The sequence below is a fragment of the Bacteroides caccae genome (genome assembly GCF_002222615.2).
Classification (GTDB): Bacteria; Bacteroidota; Bacteroidia; order Bacteroidales; family Bacteroidaceae; genus Bacteroides; species Bacteroides caccae.
Map to the genome: position 1 here is coordinate 4,552,709 of NZ_CP022412.2, position 18,095 is coordinate 4,570,803.

The following is an 18,095-nucleotide window of genomic DNA, read 5'->3' on the forward strand; positions in this document are numbered from 1 at the left end:
TACAACGCTGATTATAAACAACTAGAATAATAGTATATAATCGTACATAATTATATTATTTCTATCAAATCAGGATTTACTTCTACACCCACCGAAAAGAAATTAGGCAGTTCGACAAGAAGACGTTTGACTTTAGAGCCACGGGTAGTAAGCAGACGGCCTTCATAACCTTCAAAAGGACCTCCAATAATACGGATCATACGACCATACATTGTATCGCTTATCTCTTCAGGTAAATAATATTTAGGATTTTCCGAACCTCGGACAGCACGTATAAAACGCTCCATATCCAAATCGGCAACCATCATAGGCTGACAATAACCGCCACCTTTCTGGTAACGATATTGAAGGGTCGGTATTTTACGAACAAACAGATCTAGAACTTCTCTTGTATCGTGGATAAAAAGCAGGTCCTGCATAAACGGTACTTCTTCACGAATTCGTTTGCCATTTTTCAACTTTAACCGCCATTGCATAGGAGTAAATACTTCTAGATGTTCATCACTGAGCTGCTTATAAGCAGGCAATTTAGCATTGGGACGTTTGAGGTCACGCATTACATACCAATGCATCCGTTGTTCATTCTTCAGAAGCGCCATAAAACCTCAAGACAATTATCCTAGTCCTGCCCGATCATATATAAAACTATATATCAAGCAGTTACAATCAAATTCCACAAAAATAAGAGATTCCTCCCCGTTATTATCAGACTGTTTCATCTTCACCATACAAGATGCATTCAAGGTCTATTTACAACCTTACTTCTTATTTCTCTCTATAAGATAAATAACAGGGTGTAAGTTTTAATTTAACAATTTAGATATCAAGCAATTACAATCATTATATAATTAATAATAATTAAACATTTGTTAAGTAAATCCTTCTCTAGAAGAAGCAATTACCCAAAATTACATCTGTTTTATGCTGTTATTTCCAATAAATTACGTACCTTTGTGCCCGTTAGTATTTCTCTTATAGAGAGAACTATATTTTGCTAAACAAATTTAGCTTATATCAATATTATCCCTTCTTGTAGTTATTTCTCTTTAATAACCAGTACGATATCATTATAGAATTAAGAATGATGCATAATGACTATTAAATCGTATCCGGATCCTGTTTTACTTTGTTATATCCTTACTTTAGGAAAGTTTTAATGTGCAAAAAAAAGTAACAGTAAATCATACATATCCTTTGATACATATTTCCGATTTACAGTTTCATGGCTATATGGTAGATTATCTTATCTCTACAATGATTTAAGAATAAGACTATTTGCCTTATCTACCAAAGAAGTATCCAATGAGGCGAGATAAATGCGGGTAGTGTTCTCCGAGTCGTGTCCCATAGCTTCACTGATAACAGACAAGGAAATATTTTTACTCTTGGCAATGCTAGCCCAGGCATGGCGGGCAACATACGTAGTTAAAGGTATAGATACCCCCAACCGCATCCCAAGTTTTTTCAGTTTTTGATTCACCAAATGGGCAGTTTTCTTGTACTGTTTCCTTCCGTCTACCTCCATATCTCGTATAATAGGTAACAGGTAAGGGCTCCCCTGAGTATCATACCTGTCAATTATTTCTTGCATTGGCTTCTCCCATTTGATAAATAATTGTTGCCCCGTCTTCTGCCGGCGATAAGACAGAATTCCGTTCTGCAAATCTTTCTTTCTCAAAAAAGCCATATCAATGAATGACATACCACGGGTATAAAATGAAAACATGAAAATATCTCTCGCATAAGCCAAAGAAGGACTCTTTGTCAGATCAAGTTCCTTTAAACGGCGAATCTCCTCTAACGGAATAGCACGTTTGACCGTCTTATCTATCCCTGTATAAACATATTTAAAAGGACTTCGCTGAACCGTCAAGCCCTTCTCCACAGCACGATTATAAATAGCCCGAAGATTCCGCATATAATAAGAGGTGGTATTCGGACAAATACCGGTAGACTTCAAATAACTCTCATATTTCATCATCAAACTGGAATCAACTTCTTCCAGCAGGACATCTTTCCCTTTCCGGAAACGTACGAAGCTGTTTAATGTAGTCATATAAGTTTCAGCGGTACGGTGTTTGCCAATTTGATTTAACTCCTTGATAAGATGAAGAGTAAAGGATATGAAACCACTATGCTCTGTGGATGCACAATAAAGTTCTACCAAACTATCTGAAGTATAAGCAATGCCTGAACGCTCAAGACGGGTAATAATATTCTTCAGCCTTACACTATCCTCCAACAGAGAATTTTTCAAAGAAAGCAAATAATCTCTCCGACTTTCACTGGTTACCGAAGACAGAACAACCTCCGAATGTACCGCGTCCCATTCCGCAGGAAACAACTTGTATCCGGTATGTATTTGTCTTACTATACGCTTATGAATCACTTGATAGAAAAGTGTACCTTCTTTCGTAGCGACGGAAGATGCACGGAATTTTACTTTTACTGTTGCCATACAAAATTATTTCTCAAAACAAATATAACCAAACGTAAACTTATAGATATTGAATGATCCGAATAAAACGTTTTATCCGAATTTTACAATAACCACTCTCCATAATTCACATTCCACTATTTCTTCACTACAGAACATACAATTATCGAAATAACTTGCCGCTTTACCTTATTTTAATAACTAATTCTTATTTTTTACGCAATATGTAACACTATCAGCCCTTAAAACAACACCACTAAATGCAAAAATCCCTCAATAATCTACTGATTATCAAGGGATATCCATGTGACCCCGGTGCGATTCAAACGCACGACCTTCAGAACCGGAATCTGACGCTCTATTCACTAAGCTACGGGGCCATTCTTTTTATGCGAGGACAAAAGTATAAAAAATCTTCTCATCTTCCTAATGATTCTTCTTTTTTTATAGTTATTAAAGTACCCACACCTGTTAACACTCTGTTATTTTGAAATGCTTTATAGCACATACTTTATCAATTTGACAATCTTTTAGAGAAATCTCAATACATATATCATTTTTATTCCTATCTTTGCCGACAATTAACATTTAACAAACCTATGAGTTACTTGATAAAACCTAAGAACTACAAACCGCTTCTCGACCTGAAACAGACCGAGCTGGGAATCAAGCAAATAAAAGAGTTCTTCCAATTAAACTTATCATCCGAACTACGCCTGCGACGTGTGACAGCCCCCCTGTTTGTGTTGAAAGGCATGGGTATCAACGATGATTTGAATGGAATAGAACGACCTGTTTCTTTCCCGATAAAAGATTTGGGCGACGCACAAGCAGAAGTAGTTCATTCACTGGCTAAATGGAAAAGACTGACCTTAGCCGATTATCACATTGAACCGGGATACGGTATCTATACCGACATGAACGCAATCCGCTCCGACGAGGAACTGGGTAATCTACATTCACTCTATGTAGACCAATGGGACTGGGAGCGTGTTATTACCGACGAAGACAGAAACGTAAACTTCCTGAAAGAAATCGTTAACCGCATTTATGCAGCCATGATTCGCACAGAATATATGGTATACGAAATGTATCCTCAAATCAAGCCGTGCCTGCCTCAAAAGTTACATTTCATCCACTCCGAGGAGTTACGCCAACTCTATCCGAATCTGGAACCTAAATGTCGTGAGCACGCTATCTGCCAGAAATACGGTGCCGTATTCATTATCGGCATAGGCTGCAAACTGAGCGACGGCAAGAAACATGACGGCCGTGCTCCGGACTACGACGACTACACAACAAACGGCTTGAACGGCCTACCCGGACTAAACGGCGACCTGTTGCTTTGGGACGATGTACTGCAACGTTCTATCGAACTTTCGTCTATGGGTATACGTGTAGACAAAGAGGCCCTGCAACGTCAGTTGAAAGAGGAGCACGAAGAAAAAAGACTGGAACTCTATTTCCACAAGCGCCTGATGAATGACACTCTCCCGTTATCTATCGGTGGAGGTATCGGACAGTCACGTTTGTGTATGTTCTACCTTCGGAAAGCACATATCGGAGAAATACAGGCCAGCATCTGGCCCGAAGATATGCGTAAAGAATGCGAAGAACTTGATATACACCTTATATAATTGCTATGAACGTACAGATAGAAGAAAGTTGGAAAACACATTTGCAACCGGAATTTGACAAGGACTACTTCCGCACACTTACAGAATTTGTAAGAAGCGAATATAGCCAATATCAGATATTTCCTCCCGGAAGGTTGATATTCAATGCTTTCAACCTTTGTCCTTTCGATAAGGTAAAAGTCGTAATCATCGGACAGGATCCGTATCACGGACCGGGTCAGGCACACGGACTTTGTTTCTCCGTTAACGACGGAGTACAATTCCCGCCTTCACTGGTGAATATATTCAAAGAGATCAAAGCAGATATAGGAACAGATGCTCCTACCACAGGAAACTTAACCCGCTGGGCCGAACAAGGTGTACTGCTGCTCAACGCAACACTGACTGTACGTGCACACCAAGCCGGTTCTCATCAAAACCGCGGTTGGGAGACATTTACCGACGCCGCTATTCGTGCCCTGGCAGAAAGCAAGGAGCACCTGGTGTTTATCTTATGGGGCTCGTACGCTCAAAAGAAGGGAGCTTTCATTGACCGGAACAAGCATTTAGTGCTTACCTCTGCACACCCTTCTCCCCTATCCGCCTATAACGGTTTCTTCGGCAACAAGCATTTCAGCCGGACAAATGATTATTTAAAGGCACATGGAGAAACGGAAATCAACTGGTAGTTGAATACAGGTTGAGAGTTGAAAAAGAAAATGGCTGCGCTATTACCCAATGAATAGCACAGCCATTTTCTTTTTCCATAATATTGCAACAATGCAATTATATATCTTTCAACTCTACGCTTATCCTAGTACCACTGGATATTACTTTGCGTCTGGCTTCTCTGTTCATACTTCAAATCCTGAAGAATGCTTGCATTTGCCCGGATAGTAACATTATAATATCTCCACCGTCCGAAAGGTGAAAGACTGGCGGACAAGTTGAAACAGTGCAAATCGCGGGAAATCGTACAAGAAGTTTGTGTGATCTCCTTTGCCTGAAAGTCGTAACCGGAGTTGAATGAAAGCGACCAGTTATTGGATATTTTCACGTTTCCATTCGCGTTGATATTATGTGTATACGTATAAGGATATCTCATAGAATGGCGGTTAATAGGCTTCGTTCTATCTTCACGGATATTGAACGAATAACTAAAACTCAAAGACCAAGGCATTTTGAATACCTGATAACCGTCCGAGTCCGCTTGCGCATTCTCGACCTTCTTAGTGACAGTTCCGTCTTCCTCCGAGCCTTCCGAATCTTCATCATCACCTTCCGGCTTCTTCTTATCCTTATCTTCATCCTCTTTCGGTCCGAACCACTTCTTCCAAGTATCATTATTGAAAGTATAGTTAAATGAAGAACCATATCCCTGGAAACGTCCGAAGCGACCATACGACCACTCCGTCCGGTTACCGGTAACTACATTACCGCTTTTATCAAAAGTATAAGCATACGTAGCAAATGACGCATTCATATTAAAGGTATAACTCTTGGTCAACTTCAAACGAAGATTTATGCTCAAATCACTCCACGGCCGTTCCTTTGCCGCCATATTATAAGACATATTTGCACTCAAGTCATCAATAAGGCTCACTTTCTTGACCGTATCTTCTTTTGCATCGTAATACTTCATTTCCAAGTTATTGGCTATCGAGAAACTGACTGTTCCCGAACCTTCACGGGAAGGAACGCCATAAGGCTGTCCGGTAAAAGGAGAATAATATTGTGTATCACCATTATAATCAGTATACTCCTCCCAATACTTGCTAAATCCCGGAGCACCGCTCAGGCTAACTTGTGGCGTAAACACATGACGAATCTGTATTTCCTTTTTCTTCATGAAAAGAGGTTTGTACATACCATACAATTTGGTGCTCAGACTCAAACTTGCCGAATAGTTGGATACCCGGTAGAAACCGTTAATCGTATCGCCCGGCAATGCTTCCAGTCTATGTGTTTCCTCATTATATTGCTGATTTACCTTGCGGGTATACCAACGTTCCGTATAATTCACCGAAGGATTAACCTGCAAATATTTGAACAGAGTAAAAGTAGCGCTGATAGGGATATTATGATTCATCGCATTTTCCCATTCGCTCAGTCCGGCTTTGAACAGACGGTCGTCTTTCGTACGGATACTGTTTGTCAGACGTCCTGTATAGCTAAGAGAAATCTTTTCATACCAGCGTTCTTCCCCGGCCGCTTTCTTGCGTTTGAACGGGAAGAGACGGCTCAACGATATATTCAAGTCGGGCAACGTCACCGCAATGGAAGAGTCACGCATGGTCTGTGCGATATTGGTCGTTCCGGAAAGCGTCAGACCGATATCAGGGAAACTGCGTGAATAACTGATACTTGATGTTTTGGTATTCTGAGTCAACAACTGTGAATTATAAAGGTTGTTGATATTTGAACGTTCGTAGCTACTGGTCGAGAAGTTTACACTGGCAGAGAAAGTACTGTTCGGACTCGCCTTGGCATCCTGGCGATGATTCCAGACAATCTTAAAGTCCTTGGCAACTGCATAATCCGGCATCCCTTTGTCCCCCGTCTTAGTGACCTGATAATCCGCTTGCAGCGTACCGGAGTATTTATATCGTTTATTATAGTTGGTCAATCCGGAAAGTCTCCACGAACCTTTGGTAAAGATATCTCCCGTCATTTTCAGGTCCATGATGTCACTGATAGCAAAATAATATCCGCCTTCTGCCAGACCGAAACCGCGACTGGAGTCGTCCATATAAGTCGGCATGATGAAACCGGAAGAATAGCTGCTGGAGAACGGGAAGAAAAAGAACGGAACAGCCAACGGCAAAGGTACATCTTCCACCACCAGATAGGCAGGTCCCGTCACTACATTCTTTTTAGGACGCACCTTGGCCCTTGTCAACTGCATATAGAAGTGAGGATGGTCATGGTGGTCACAAGTCGTATAGCGCCCATGCTCCATAAAAATTTCATCATTGGACCCCTTCTTGGCTTTGCTTCCGGTCACGTATCCTTCCCCCTGTTGAGTTACGATTTCGGTGATTCCCGCTTTTTTAGTTTTGAAGTTATACCGGATAGTTTCCGTATCATAAGCGGTATCTCCCTCTTTAAATACAGGTTTACCTTTTTCCACTCCCAAAGAGTCTTTGATACCGTAGGCGTGCACCGTACTGCTATCCAGATTCATTGAAATAACTTCCGCTGCCAACTCTATATTCTGGTAATTAACTTTTCCGCTACCATACAACGTAGCGGCTCCGCCCAAAGTAAAAACTGTGGAGTCGTTAGATTCATAAATAACCGGTGCGTCGAGCGGTTGTTTCTTCTTAGCCGGTGCGATAGAGTCCATGCGTACCGTAACCGTATCTGCTTTCAATGAATCATTTCCGTGGAGGGAATCATTCTGTGCAGTATTGGGGGCAATCATTCCTCTTCTTCGACGTTGAGACGTAGCCTCATCGGGAAGCATCAGTAAGACAATCAGCAGTATAGATGATATAAGTATTTTTGCTTTCAATGGCGCCATTAACTAATAGTTTACGCTTGAAGTGGCAAAAGTACATAAACTTCACCAATTATGAGTTAGAATCTTCGTTATTTAATTATTTTTTAGTGCTATAAAAAGAGAGAGCACCATCTGTCAAAACGGCTTAGGCCTTCTTCACCATATTTAGCAATACTATGACGGGCTTTCTCTACCGACTTTTCTTCGTCCAGGTGAGTCTTAGAAAAGAATTTATCGGCAAAGCAGATTAACTGTTCTTCCAGAGTTATGGGCAACATCTCGCGATGGGGTACAGGAAGCTGTTGGTCGACAATGTCCTGCAAGGATAATCCGGCCCCTGTATGGCGTTCGCAAACCAGTGCATGCTGCGGGAAACCTTCTTCACGCAAGATTTCAGCTCCCAAATAACCGTGAGCTATATAAGGATGCGAACCGAAACACTGAATCGTAGGCGCATTGGTCTGAAAAATACCGATATCATGTAATAGGGCGGCTTCTTTCACGAAACTCCGGTTCAAACGTAGTTCGGGATGCGCATCCAGTATTTTCATGGCCTTTCCGGCCACAGAAAGACTGTGTATTACTAAGATTTGCCGCTGCTCCGTATTTTCCGGATAATACTTATCAATGATTTCGTATGGATTCATGTGCTCTATTTTTTGTTCTCTTGATGAGAAATTAATATTTTTGTGCAATATTACAAAAAATCACCGACATGAGAAATAGAACTTCCCTCATTCTTTTTTTTCTGTTTGTTACAGTCTTTCCCGAATGCATTAGCGGCAAAGTTGTCGCAGGCGCCGGACGCTTCGAACAATATCTGCCGTTCATTCAAGGCAAACGTGTCGGAATGGTGGTCAATCATACCTCTGTTGTAGGAACGGGGCAGACTCATTTGCTCGACACTCTGTTGAAACAGCATATCAACGTAGTCAAGGTATTTGCCCCCGAACATGGTTTCCGTGGAAATGCAGACGCGGGGGAGACTGTGAAAGACGGCAAAGACTCCCGTACCGGAGTCAGTATCGTCTCTCTTTATGGAAACAACAAAAAGCCGACTGCCGCCCAACTGAAAGACATCGACGTTATTTTATTCGATATTCAGGATGTGGGAGCACGTTTCTATACCTATATCAGCACAATGTACTACGTAATGGAAGCCTGTGCAGAAAACAATAAGGAAATGATTGTACTAGACCGGCCCAATCCGTGCGACTACGTAGAGGGTCCGATACTCAAACCGGCCTACCGGAGTTTTGTCGGTATGCTTCCTATCCCGGTACTCCACGGATGCACTATCGGCGAACTGGCACGAATGATTAACGGAGAAGGCTGGATTGCCCACAAGAAAAATCCTTGTTCATTAAAAGTAATTCCAGCCACGGGTTGGATACACGGAGAACCCTATTCGCTTCCCATAAAGCCCTCTCCCAACCTGCCGAACGATCAGTCCATTCGCCTGTATGCGTCACTCTGCCCGTTTGAGGCTACCAGCGTCAGCGTAGGGCGGGGAACGACATTTCCTTTCCAAGTATTGGGCGCACCCAACAAGAAATACGGAGATTTTACTTTCACTCCCCGCTCTCTCCCCGGTTTTGACAAGAATCCGATGCACAAAAATGTAGTCTGCTACGGTGAAGACCTCCGGAACGCAGACGATGTGAACGGATTTACACTCCGCTATTTCCTGCATTTCTACCGTTTATCCGGCGAAGGTGCCGCTTTCTTCTCCCGTGCCCGGTGGTTTGACTTGCTCATGGGCACGGATAGTGTACGCAAAGCTATCCTCAGAGGTGATTCGGAAGAGACTATCCGGAATAGTTGGCAAAAGGAGTTACAGGATTACAAGAAGATGAGAAACAAATATCTTCTTTATGAGTAAAAACAAGTATCATACTTTCATTCTTTTTCATAAATCCCTTATAACTAAAGCTATAAGTATGATAGATAACTATTATCTCCGGTATCTATCATACTTATACTATTAAAATGAAGTATCTATTTTACCTCCAAAGGTACGACATGATAATACGTACCATACGTTTTCCGTCTGGATTTCACCCCAAGCCGTTGCAAGATACGTCCGAAATAAGAAGCCTGTCTGGCAGAGAATGTCATCTTACTTGCTTTCTGAATCCGTCGCAGGATGTCGATAGCCAACAGCCATTCACCTTCCTCCTCTTCTTCTGCCCCACGATAATAAACCATAAACAGCTGTTCAATAGCGGGTGATTGTTCAAACTCACGATTGCTTTCCGTCATGATAGCCTCTTCTTCGGAGTCAAACCAATAACGTTCGTTATGATAAAGCAGTTCCAACGCCTGTGCATACAATTGTTCATAATCAATGGGACGCGACACATCTATGCCTCCCGTCATGTAAATGCCGATGAAACGACGGCTACCGGAAGTATCTGTCAACAAATCCCGATGATTGCTCGTAGCGATGAACGAAGCATACCGGCGAAGTTCTTCCACCGCCGAAGCATTCGGACGGCGCGTGTTCACCACCGGTTTTTGCAGAATATGCTTCAGAAAAGCCTGCTGGGTGGGACTTATCTGGTCGAATTCATCCATATTAATAAGCAAAAAGCGATTCAGATACAACTCCGCATCCCGCTTCCGACTGAAATCAATGCTGTCCGTATAGTACGCCTGTAAAGCAGGAGGAAGAAGCATTCTGCAAAAAGTGGACTTCCGGTATGCCTGCGGACCAATCAGCAAAGGCGAAGTGCTGTTCGCATGTCTTTTATCCATCCCTATCCAATGGGCAGTCATGCTCAGGAACCATCGCCGGAACAACGGTGCCCAGTGCGGATTATCACAGGGAACGCGGTTAGCCAGTTCCAGAATCCGGTCTTTACCATCCCAGCGAGGCAAGTGGTACAAGAAATCCTCCACAGGATGATAGATAGGCACATGGTCGGAATCCAGATAACGGATGACATCCCTGTCCCACATTTTCACTCCTTCACACATGGCGTTCATCGTAATACTCGCCAATACCCGCTTGTCTACCGGGCGAAAATAGAAGTTGAAACTATGCCGTTCGCGATATTCCACCTCCGTGGTCAACGCATTGTATCGGAATTCATAACGACGCTTCATAAATTCATCCATCTGCATGGCGAAAAGCTGTTCGGCCGTCAAACTGCTCTTCTTTCCGAATCCTTTGGCGGTCCGGTATACACTTTTCACCGTTTCGCGAATCAGCAACTCGTCCGAAGGGAGCCTGTAATGCGCCTTCGTCCACCGCACGGTATCTTCTTCGGGAATACCCGCCCGGAAGCAATGCTCCGCCAGACACACCAGCAACGGTTGTATATCGTCTCCCTCCCGATATCCGTCCAGTTCCTCAAGCGCCCTGTTGAATGCAGCGGAGAAAAGCACCGACAACGCTTCATAGTTCTCATATCCGGGCGCCATTCGTTGCAAAGGAGAATCGGTTTCCCGCGTTCGCCTGATGAAAGCCGTTTCGGAGGGAAGACTGACGGGCTGCTTCATATAAATGGGCATCGCTTCCGGATTGAAATAAAGTTCGGGATCATACGTCAACCGACAATATTGTTCGAGCAACGGTTCTTTCAGTTCAATATCAAAAGGCAGTTGCGGCTGATAATATTTCACGGCCGTCTGATAAGCATGCGCATGAAAAAGCTCTACCTGCTCGCGTGAGACCGGCAAGCGATCGTCCGGATAAGTGAACCGTACCCATATTTTGACTGATTTACCGGAGGAGCCTGTGAAAGCGAGGAACGTTTGCGGAAACTCTTTGACTAATTCCTTTATCTCGTCGGCTTCCGTCCTTCCCGAAAGATGATTGACTTCCATCATCACTATGCCGTTATATTCGTTCAAAGTCATCACTCCTTCTTTACGGACAAAAGCTGCGGCAGGAATCACTTTGGGAACCTTACGCACCCCTTCAATCGAATTTCCCGGAAGAGTATATCTCAAAGCTTCCCTCATTTTGGAGACAGGTTGCGCCTTGACTTCCGTTTTCATCTGCTCCAGAAGGAGCTCTATTTTCAACGTCCGTAAGGTATTTACCTTGCCATCGTCTCTGACTAATGTTATTTTCATCTTTTTTTATTATTCATTCTAGTAAAAGGGAAAGCTGCACTATAACTATACAAAGATACAACAAGCACTTCGTCCAAACAAATTTCCGTATCTTTATTTGCCGCATCATACGGCTTTATTTTACAGAAATAATACTTACTAAATTTGCAAATAAAGCCGGGATAATGTATCTTTGCAGGCAGTAAGACTTCAGCCCGCATACGTGTGCCGTACAGCCCATGTATGCGGGCTGTGCAGTTTACATTCGCGGGCTGTACAGCCCACAAATGTGTGCCCGAAAAAAGCAGCTGCTCCAAGCTGATTATTCAGGCAGCAGAGGTAGGTTATCTTACTGCAAAACAAGCATTAGAGCGCCTTTGGAAAGGCATTTCACCCACATTAACCAATAAAAGAAAAGAGATGTACGCAAAGTATGATTTTCGCAAAAAGCCGTCTTCAAAAGAAGATGAAGATAAACAGCCGTTGTATCCCCGCATCGTATCGAACGGGACTATCGACTTTCAACGCATTGTAAAAGAGATCGCCCAGGCTTCCAGTTTTACCCCGGCAGACATCGAAGGAGTTCAGCTGGCTATTGAAAATAAAATATCTGAATATTTAATCAGTGGTTATCACGTTCAATTGGGCGACCTCGGATATTTTTCAGCCAAGTTGAAAGCACGTCCGGTAATGGATGCCAAAGAGATACATGCGCAGTCCATCTATTTCGACAATGTAAATTTTCGTCCTTCATCTTCTTTCCGAAAGAAGGTTCGCGGATTTGTAGAAAAAGCGAAGTCGGGATTTGCACATTCTGCCGAAATTCCGGTGGAAGAACGTCGTCGCAGGTTGGAGAAATTTCTGGATGAACGTCCGATGATACGACGCAAGGAATATACACAACTGACGGGACTCCTGAAGAACAAAGCACTGAATGAGTTGAACGGTTGGGTGAAAGAAGGGGTACTCGACACCATTGGAAGCGGTAGCCATATAATTTATGTGCGGGCAAATACTGGGAAAGATTAAGCAATAAAAGCAGTAAAACAGGAATGACAGATGCTCATTTTTCATGAAGAAAGCATGATAGATACCGGAGTTCGGAATGATCTATCATACTTATTTATCAGTATACCAGCATATTAGCAAAAAGGATGAGAGTCATGAAAGTTATTTTTTGCCTTGAGAAACGGTACAGTTGGAAAATAGCGGCGAAAATCGTGACAGTAGCTCCTACATATCAGTTATTCACCGACGCAACTACAATGTCCTGCAATCATTATTCCATTTCCTTCTTTCTCTTCTTCCACAGTTGCCACGAATTAATAATATTCTGCCACATATTATATACCAAATAGCATATTAGTCTGATTATCAAAGAAGAATCCCACCTATCACTAACAATGGGTAACAAAATAGCAACAAAAAAACGAAGAAATTCGCTTAGTGGTGGACTTCATGTGCAAAGGTAACAAAAGGCAATTACCTGCCAAAAAAGAAACAAGGCTTTTGCCTTACAATAGCTTTTTCAAGTCCTCAACGTCCGGCAGAGCGTTACGAAGTCGTTCCGGCATATCTTTAGATGCACGGTAAGTAGCAACCCCCATCGGCTTGTTATAATCACGAACGGCAAACTCTACAAAGGTTTGATTCATCTCTCTACAAAGTATTATTCCGATAGAAGGGTTTTCGTGCGGCTTTCTGATATATGTATCTAAGGCGGATAGATAAGTATTCAACTGCCCCAAATAAGATGTACGGAATTTTCCGGATTTCAGCTCGACTGCGACCAAGGAATTAAGCTCCCGATTGAAAAAGAGCAAATCAATGAACATTTCTTCTCCTGCAACTTCCATGCGATATTGATTGCCTATAAAGCTGAAATCTTGCCCAAAGGTCATAATGAACTTCTTTACGTTGGCAACAATCGCCTTTTCTACTATCTTTTCGTCTAAATCCTCTTCTTGTTCATCCAGTTCCTCCACATTGATGAAATCAAGCAAGTATTCATCTTTAAATGAACAAACAGCTTTTAGAGCTTGCTTAGTATCAGGCAATGTTTGTGCGAAATTGTTAGGCAAAGTTCCCCGATGGCTGTAGAGGTCTGCTTTTAAATAATCCCTTAAAGTGTATTTACTCCAATAGCGAGTAGCGCACTCATGTATATAAAATAGCCTTGCTTCCAAAGTCTTAGCTTTGGATATTATTTCGGTATGATGACTAAAACCGATTGAAAGGAAATCAGCCCAATTGAATTCATCAGCCAGTGGCTGGCGAATTACGCTCAACAGCAATTTTTCATCTAATACCAAATCGCCAGCCAATGGCTGGCGATTTAGAACAGGTTCCCATTCTTCATAGAAAACTCGCATATTCTTTATATTCGAAGTTGAAAATCCCCTTAGCCCCGGCAATTCTTTTTGCAACAGAGAAGATATTTGCTCTATTGCTCCTTTACCCCAAAAGCCTATACGGGAATTTTTCGACACGTAACGTCCGATGCCGTAATAAAGAGATAGCTGTTCTTTGTTCACCGATGTGGCTGCACGGTACTGGCTGCGCAGAATAGCTTCTTTTATGGTCTTTACTGCTTCTCTATAATTCTGATTTATATCCATTTGCGTTTTGTTATATGTGACAAAAGTACAAAAATAAGGAGGTGTGTCAAAATGCACACCTCTTTTTTTTTATGCACAAAGCCCCGACTTTCACAAGCTGGGAGATTGGAAACAGAGTTCAAAACAAGATAGTCTTGCTTGTCAAGGTCGGGATAATCGGGACAACTTTTCTGCCGTAAAGTCACAATTTCAATTCACGGATAGTGTTGCCAATAATCTTTTCATAATTCAGACTGCCACGCTCTTTAGATTGCGCTCTCATATCCAACAAATAGTCAAGTACGTTTGCTTTGGATTTATTGGTATTCTGAAATCCGTGCGCATCATTCTATAAATCACTATATTTCAGTTATTTATATTTAATTTTTCATCTCATTCTTTCTCTTTTTCCAAAGCTGATAGCTATTGATAATGTTTTGCCACAGCACATACGATCCCGGAGCAACAGAAGACAACGGATTGAGATAGGTATGTGCCATCCAAATAGCCAGAATTGTATTCTTCTGCCCCAATGCCTGACCGCCACTGATACGGTCATTATAGACAGAGCCGATTGTTTTCCCTAAGAAAAACTGTAAACAACAAGCAACCAAAGCCCCGACTGCAATCATTATTTCGGTAAAGCCGTCCGCAGGGTCATTCAACAGCGAATACAACGTTTGGGCTGTAACAATAGCCAGAGAGACTGCCCACAAATAGAAAGCAAGTTCATGATAGCCCAACAGCTTCTGATGCACTTTCGGCAGACATTTGCCCAACAGCCACGCAGCCAGAAAAGGACAGATCAATAATGGAAATACTTTACTCAATATAACAAAGAACGCTCCCCAAAAACTAACATCGGGATGTACCTCCACCAAAGGGAAAAAAATAGGGACGGCAATAGCTGCTCCAATATTCCCCAGCAATGTGTAAGTAGTCAGACTCGCCGCACTCCCTCCCAATTTGGAAGTAATCACTGCCGCAGCAGTAGCCGTAGGGCAGATAATGCAAACCATGACCCCTTCCGCCACAATTTTATTGAAACGATAAAGCAGCAAGTAAGCAGCCAGCGCCCCCACAATCTGGATCAACAACAGCCATGCATGAAGTGGCTTTGGTTTCAAATCATGCGGAGATACTTTACAAAAAGTGAGCAGCAGCATCGTGAATATGAGATAAGGAGTCAGGAAAGATAGACTGATGAACAAAGGATACCCCACAGCGCCTACCAACATAGCGATAGGTAATGTCCAATTCTTTAAAAACTTAAGCATCGGCGTACATTTTAACTTCGGGGTGCAAAGTAACGGAGATTTCAGGAGAAAAGCTACCTTTAAACCGAAAAAAACACAAAACTTAATGGCAAATAATGAGTTTTCTACAAAATTCTACTACATTTGCAGCGTATTACAGATATGAAACTGAATAGACCATACATATTATATATATGCATTTGCCTCTGGCTACTTTTCCTGCCCTCATGCACCAACCGTTTATGGGGGAAAGATTTTGTCGTAGTCATTGATGCCGGACACGGCGGACACGACCCGGGAGCTATCGGCAAAATCTCTAAAGAGAAGAATATCAACCTGAACGTTGCCCTGAAAGTAGGAAATCTGATAAAAAAGAACTGTGATGATGTCAAACTGATTTATACGCGCAGCAAAGATGTGTTCATTCCTCTGGCACGACGGGCGGAAATCGCAAACAACGCGAAAGCCGATCTTTTCATCTCCATTCACACCAACGCACTGGCAAACAACCGTACAGCAAAAGGTGCTTCTACCTGGACCCTGGGTCTGGCCAAATCAGAAGCCAACCTGGAAGTTGCCAAACGAGAGAATGCCGTAATTCTCTACGAGAGCGACTACGAAACAAGATATGCCGGTTTTAATCCGAATTCTGCAGAATCTTATATCATATTCGAATTTATGCAGGATAAATATATGGAGCAGAGCGTGCATCTGGCTTCACTGGTACAGAAACAATTCCGACATACTTGCAAACGAGTGGACCGGGGCGTGCACCAAGCCGGATTCCTTGTATTAAAAGCAAGTGCCATGCCCAGCATTCTGGTGGAACTAGGATTTATCTCCACTCCCGAGGAAGAACGTTACCTGAACTCGGAAGCAGGTGCCAATACAATGGCGAACGGAATTTACCGTGCTTTTCTGAATTACAAGAGAGAACATGAACTGCGCCTGACAGGAGTCAGCAAGACGATTATTCCTGCTGAAGAACAGGAGGAGAAAAATGCTCCGGTAATCGCACAAGCTTCTCCCCAGCCTGCCGTAACAGCGAAAACAACGCCCAAACGTCCTATTGTAGTAGAAAGTGCAACCAATGACAGTGAAATTACGTTTAAGATACAGATACTCACCTCTTCCAAGCCTCTCACTAAAAATGACAAAAGGTTGAAAGGACTGAAAGGAGTGGACTATTATAAAGAAAAAGGAATCTATAAATATACGTATGGTGCCTCTGCCGACTATAATAAGGTATTGCGTACGAAACGTAGCATCACGGCACAATTCAAGGATGCCTTTATCATCGCTTTCCGGAACGGCGAGAAAATGAACGTCAACGAAGCGATCACCGAATTCAAGAAAAGAAAAAATAAATAAAAATATAAAATGAAGTACATTACAAAAGAAGTCAGAATAGGTATTGCAGGTATAATAGCACTATGCGTACTGATTTATGGAATTAATTGGCTGAAAGGTATACACATGTTCCAGCCTTCCAGTTATTTCTATGCCAAATTTCAAAACGTAAACGGACTGACCAAATCAAGTCCGGTATTTGCAGACGGTGTCCGCGTAGGTATTGTACGTGACATCTATTATGACTACGTGAACCCGGGAAATGTGATCGTCGAAGTTGAACTGGATACGGAACTGCGTATCCCCAAAGGAAGTAGCGCCGAACTGGTATCCGAGTTAATGGGAGGTGTGCGCATGAACATCCTTCTCGCCAACAATCCGCGCGAAAAATATGCCGTAGGAGATACGATTCCCGGCAAACTGAATAACGGAATGATGGAAAGCGTGGCACAGCTCATGCCTAAAGTGCAGGAGATGTTGCCCAAGCTGGATTCAATTCTGATCTCCCTGAACAATATTCTGGGAGACAAGAGCATCCCCGCCACCCTGCATTCAATGGAGACTACCACCGCCAACCTCGCAGTAGTCAGCTCACAGATGAAAGGACTAATGAGCAAAGACATCCCCCAGCTCACCGGGAAACTTAATACAATCGGAGACAACTTCATAGCCATTAGCGGTAATTTAAAGGAAATAGACTATGCAGCTACTTTCAAAAAAATAGACGAAACTTTGGCTAACGTAAAAATACTTACAGAGAAATTGAACAGCAAAGACAACACGCTTGGGTTGCTTTTCAACGATCCGTCATTATACAATAATCTGAACGCAACGACAGAGAATGCCGCCAGTTTGCTTGAAGACCTGAAAGCACATCCGAAGCGTTATGTTCACTTCTCATTATTCGGTAAAAAAGATAAGTAAGTTTTCATCGTTATATAGATTTTATCTAAATAACGAGAGAGCGTAAAAAGAATGTGGATCACTCTGCAAATGTCTATCTACAAACCGAAATAATATTCCCGTACAAACAGATAAATGAAAGAAAAGCTACATAATTTAGGGATATAAAAAGCTACTATACAGATACTTATAAAAATGCAATAGCCTTCAGAGGCATCATGTTTTTATAGAAATGTATAAGTCACTGAAAGTAAACACATTATTGTTTTCATGAAATAAACAAGAAAAAATAGATTTGTTTTTTCCAAATAAGATTCCGAATTTTGCAAGCGTAGAAGTTTTGCTTAATTAATAAATGTATTAAAAGTTACT

13 protein-coding genes, 1 tRNA gene and 2 pseudogenes are annotated in these 18,095 nt (G+C 42.3%); 6 read left to right on the plus strand and 10 right to left on the minus strand.

From position 1 onward, the window contains the following. Positions 1 to 50: 50 nt before the first annotated feature. From CGC64_RS18640 to CGC64_RS18650, 3 genes are all read right to left on the minus strand, one after another. Entirely contained in the window at positions 51 to 599 is a 549-nt protein-coding gene (locus tag CGC64_RS18640; protein WP_005678761.1) for a UpxY family transcription antiterminator, read from the minus strand. A 650-nt stretch (positions 600 to 1,249) separates the two neighbouring features. Continuing rightward, positions 1,250 to 2,458, minus strand: a complete 1,209-nt coding sequence (locus CGC64_RS18645) for a tyrosine-type recombinase/integrase (RefSeq protein WP_005678757.1) — start codon at positions 2,456 to 2,458, stop codon at positions 1,250 to 1,252. A 286-nt stretch (positions 2,459 to 2,744) separates the two neighbouring features. Continuing rightward, positions 2,745 to 2,817: transfer RNA gene (locus CGC64_RS18650), tRNA-Arg, on the minus strand. A 219-nt stretch (positions 2,818 to 3,036) separates the two neighbouring features. Between CGC64_RS18650 and asnA the strand changes: the two genes are divergently transcribed. Together asnA and ung are read left to right on the plus strand one after the other, a co-directional pair. After that, positions 3,037 to 4,074 (plus strand): aspartate--ammonia ligase, encoded by a 1,038-nt coding sequence (gene asnA, locus CGC64_RS18655; RefSeq protein ID WP_005678753.1) that lies wholly within the window; start codon positions 3,037 to 3,039, stop codon positions 4,072 to 4,074. Between the two features lie 5 nt (positions 4,075 to 4,079). Then, the gene (gene ung / locus CGC64_RS18660) at positions 4,080 to 4,742 is read left to right on the plus strand and encodes a uracil-DNA glycosylase (RefSeq protein WP_005678751.1); all 663 of its coding nucleotides are present in this window, start codon (positions 4,080 to 4,082) and stop codon (positions 4,740 to 4,742) included. A gap of 125 nt (positions 4,743 to 4,867) precedes the next feature. Here ung and CGC64_RS18665 read toward each other — a convergent pair whose 3' ends face one another. Together CGC64_RS18665 and CGC64_RS18670 are read right to left on the minus strand one after the other, a co-directional pair. After that, complete coding sequence (locus CGC64_RS18665) at positions 4,868 to 7,576, minus strand: putative LPS assembly protein LptD (RefSeq protein ID WP_005678750.1); 2,709 nt, start codon at positions 7,574 to 7,576, stop codon at positions 4,868 to 4,870. Positions 7,577 to 7,665: 89 nt separating this feature from the next. Then, positions 7,666 to 8,202 carry an HDIG domain-containing metalloprotein gene (locus tag CGC64_RS18670; RefSeq protein WP_005678749.1) on the minus strand — a complete coding sequence of 179 codons (537 nt, stop codon included), beginning with the start codon at positions 8,200 to 8,202 and terminating at the stop codon, positions 7,666 to 7,668. Positions 8,203 to 8,270: 68 nt separating this feature from the next. Here CGC64_RS18670 and CGC64_RS18675 point away from each other — a divergent pair, with 68 nt between their 5' ends. Further along, a complete protein-coding gene (locus CGC64_RS18675) occupies positions 8,271 to 9,437 on the plus strand; it encodes an exo-beta-N-acetylmuramidase NamZ family protein (RefSeq protein WP_005678748.1) in 1,167 nt (388 codons plus the stop codon). A gap of 116 nt (positions 9,438 to 9,553) precedes the next feature. On the opposite strand, the gene CGC64_RS18680 is transcribed toward CGC64_RS18675, so the two are convergent. Beyond that, positions 9,554 to 11,638, minus strand: a complete 2,085-nt coding sequence (locus CGC64_RS18680) for a BT4734/BF3469 family protein (RefSeq protein ID WP_005678747.1) — start codon at positions 11,636 to 11,638, stop codon at positions 9,554 to 9,556. A gap of 399 nt (positions 11,639 to 12,037) precedes the next feature. Between CGC64_RS18680 and CGC64_RS18690 the strand changes: the two genes are divergently transcribed. Then, the gene (locus tag CGC64_RS18690; protein WP_032855432.1) at positions 12,038 to 12,646 is read left to right on the plus strand and encodes an HU family DNA-binding protein; all 609 of its coding nucleotides are present in this window, start codon (positions 12,038 to 12,040) and stop codon (positions 12,644 to 12,646) included. A 485-nt stretch (positions 12,647 to 13,131) separates the two neighbouring features. Here the strand turns inward: CGC64_RS18690 and CGC64_RS18695 are convergent, their stop codons facing one another. The 4 genes and pseudogenes from CGC64_RS18695 to CGC64_RS18705 form a co-directional block, all read right to left on the minus strand. Beyond that, on the minus strand, positions 13,132 to 14,235 hold the full coding sequence (locus tag CGC64_RS18695) for a PDDEXK nuclease domain-containing protein (protein ID WP_005678743.1): 1,104 nt from the start codon (positions 14,233 to 14,235) through the stop codon (positions 13,132 to 13,134). A gap of 101 nt (positions 14,236 to 14,336) precedes the next feature. Further along, positions 14,337 to 14,429, minus strand: a pseudogene (locus CGC64_RS19385) (toprim domain-containing protein); the annotation flags it as partial. After that, positions 14,420 to 14,563, minus strand: a pseudogene (locus CGC64_RS19320) (site-specific integrase); the annotation flags it as partial. The pseudogenes CGC64_RS19320 and CGC64_RS19385, both read right to left, overlap by 10 nt. 31 nt (positions 14,564 to 14,594) lie before the next feature. After that, positions 14,595 to 15,491, minus strand: a complete 897-nt coding sequence (locus CGC64_RS18705; RefSeq protein ID WP_032855394.1) for a transporter — start codon at positions 15,489 to 15,491, stop codon at positions 14,595 to 14,597. Between the two features lie 141 nt (positions 15,492 to 15,632). On the opposite strand from CGC64_RS18705, the gene CGC64_RS18710 reads away from it, so the two are divergent. Both CGC64_RS18710 and CGC64_RS18715 read left to right on the plus strand, forming a co-directional pair. Beyond that, positions 15,633 to 16,841, plus strand: a complete 1,209-nt coding sequence (locus CGC64_RS18710; protein ID WP_005678740.1) for an N-acetylmuramoyl-L-alanine amidase family protein — start codon at positions 15,633 to 15,635, stop codon at positions 16,839 to 16,841. Positions 16,842 to 16,850: 9 nt separating this feature from the next. Next, the gene (locus tag CGC64_RS18715) at positions 16,851 to 17,744 is read left to right on the plus strand and encodes an MlaD family protein (protein WP_005678739.1); all 894 of its coding nucleotides are present in this window, start codon (positions 16,851 to 16,853) and stop codon (positions 17,742 to 17,744) included. Positions 17,745 to 18,095 lie beyond the last annotated feature (351 nt).

Coding starts and splice junctions, on each gene's coding strand:
- CGC64_RS18715 (WP_005678739.1), top strand. CDS start 16,851: ATGAAGTACATTACAAAAGAAGTCAGAATAGGTATTGCAGGTATAATA.
- CGC64_RS18695 (WP_005678743.1), bottom strand. CDS start 14,235: ATGGATATAAATCAGAATTATAGAGAAGCAGTAAAGACCATAAAAGAA.
- CGC64_RS18640 (WP_005678761.1), bottom strand. CDS start 599: ATGGCGCTTCTGAAGAATGAACAACGGATGCATTGGTATGTAATGCGT.
- CGC64_RS18645 (WP_005678757.1), bottom strand. CDS start 2,458: ATGGCAACAGTAAAAGTAAAATTCCGTGCATCTTCCGTCGCTACGAAA.
- CGC64_RS18680 (WP_005678747.1), bottom strand. CDS start 11,638: ATGAAAATAACATTAGTCAGAGACGATGGCAAGGTAAATACCTTACGG.
- CGC64_RS18705 (WP_032855394.1), bottom strand. CDS start 15,491: ATGCTTAAGTTTTTAAAGAATTGGACATTACCTATCGCTATGTTGGTA.
- CGC64_RS18690 (WP_032855432.1), top strand. CDS start 12,038: ATGTACGCAAAGTATGATTTTCGCAAAAAGCCGTCTTCAAAAGAAGAT.
- ung (WP_005678751.1), top strand. CDS start 4,080: ATGAACGTACAGATAGAAGAAAGTTGGAAAACACATTTGCAACCGGAA.
- CGC64_RS18710 (WP_005678740.1), top strand. CDS start 15,633: ATGAAACTGAATAGACCATACATATTATATATATGCATTTGCCTCTGG.
- asnA (WP_005678753.1), top strand. CDS start 3,037: ATGAGTTACTTGATAAAACCTAAGAACTACAAACCGCTTCTCGACCTG.
- CGC64_RS18665 (WP_005678750.1), bottom strand. CDS start 7,576: ATGGCGCCATTGAAAGCAAAAATACTTATATCATCTATACTGCTGATT.
- CGC64_RS18670 (WP_005678749.1), bottom strand. CDS start 8,202: ATGAATCCATACGAAATCATTGATAAGTATTATCCGGAAAATACGGAG.
- CGC64_RS18675 (WP_005678748.1), top strand. CDS start 8,271: ATGAGAAATAGAACTTCCCTCATTCTTTTTTTTCTGTTTGTTACAGTC.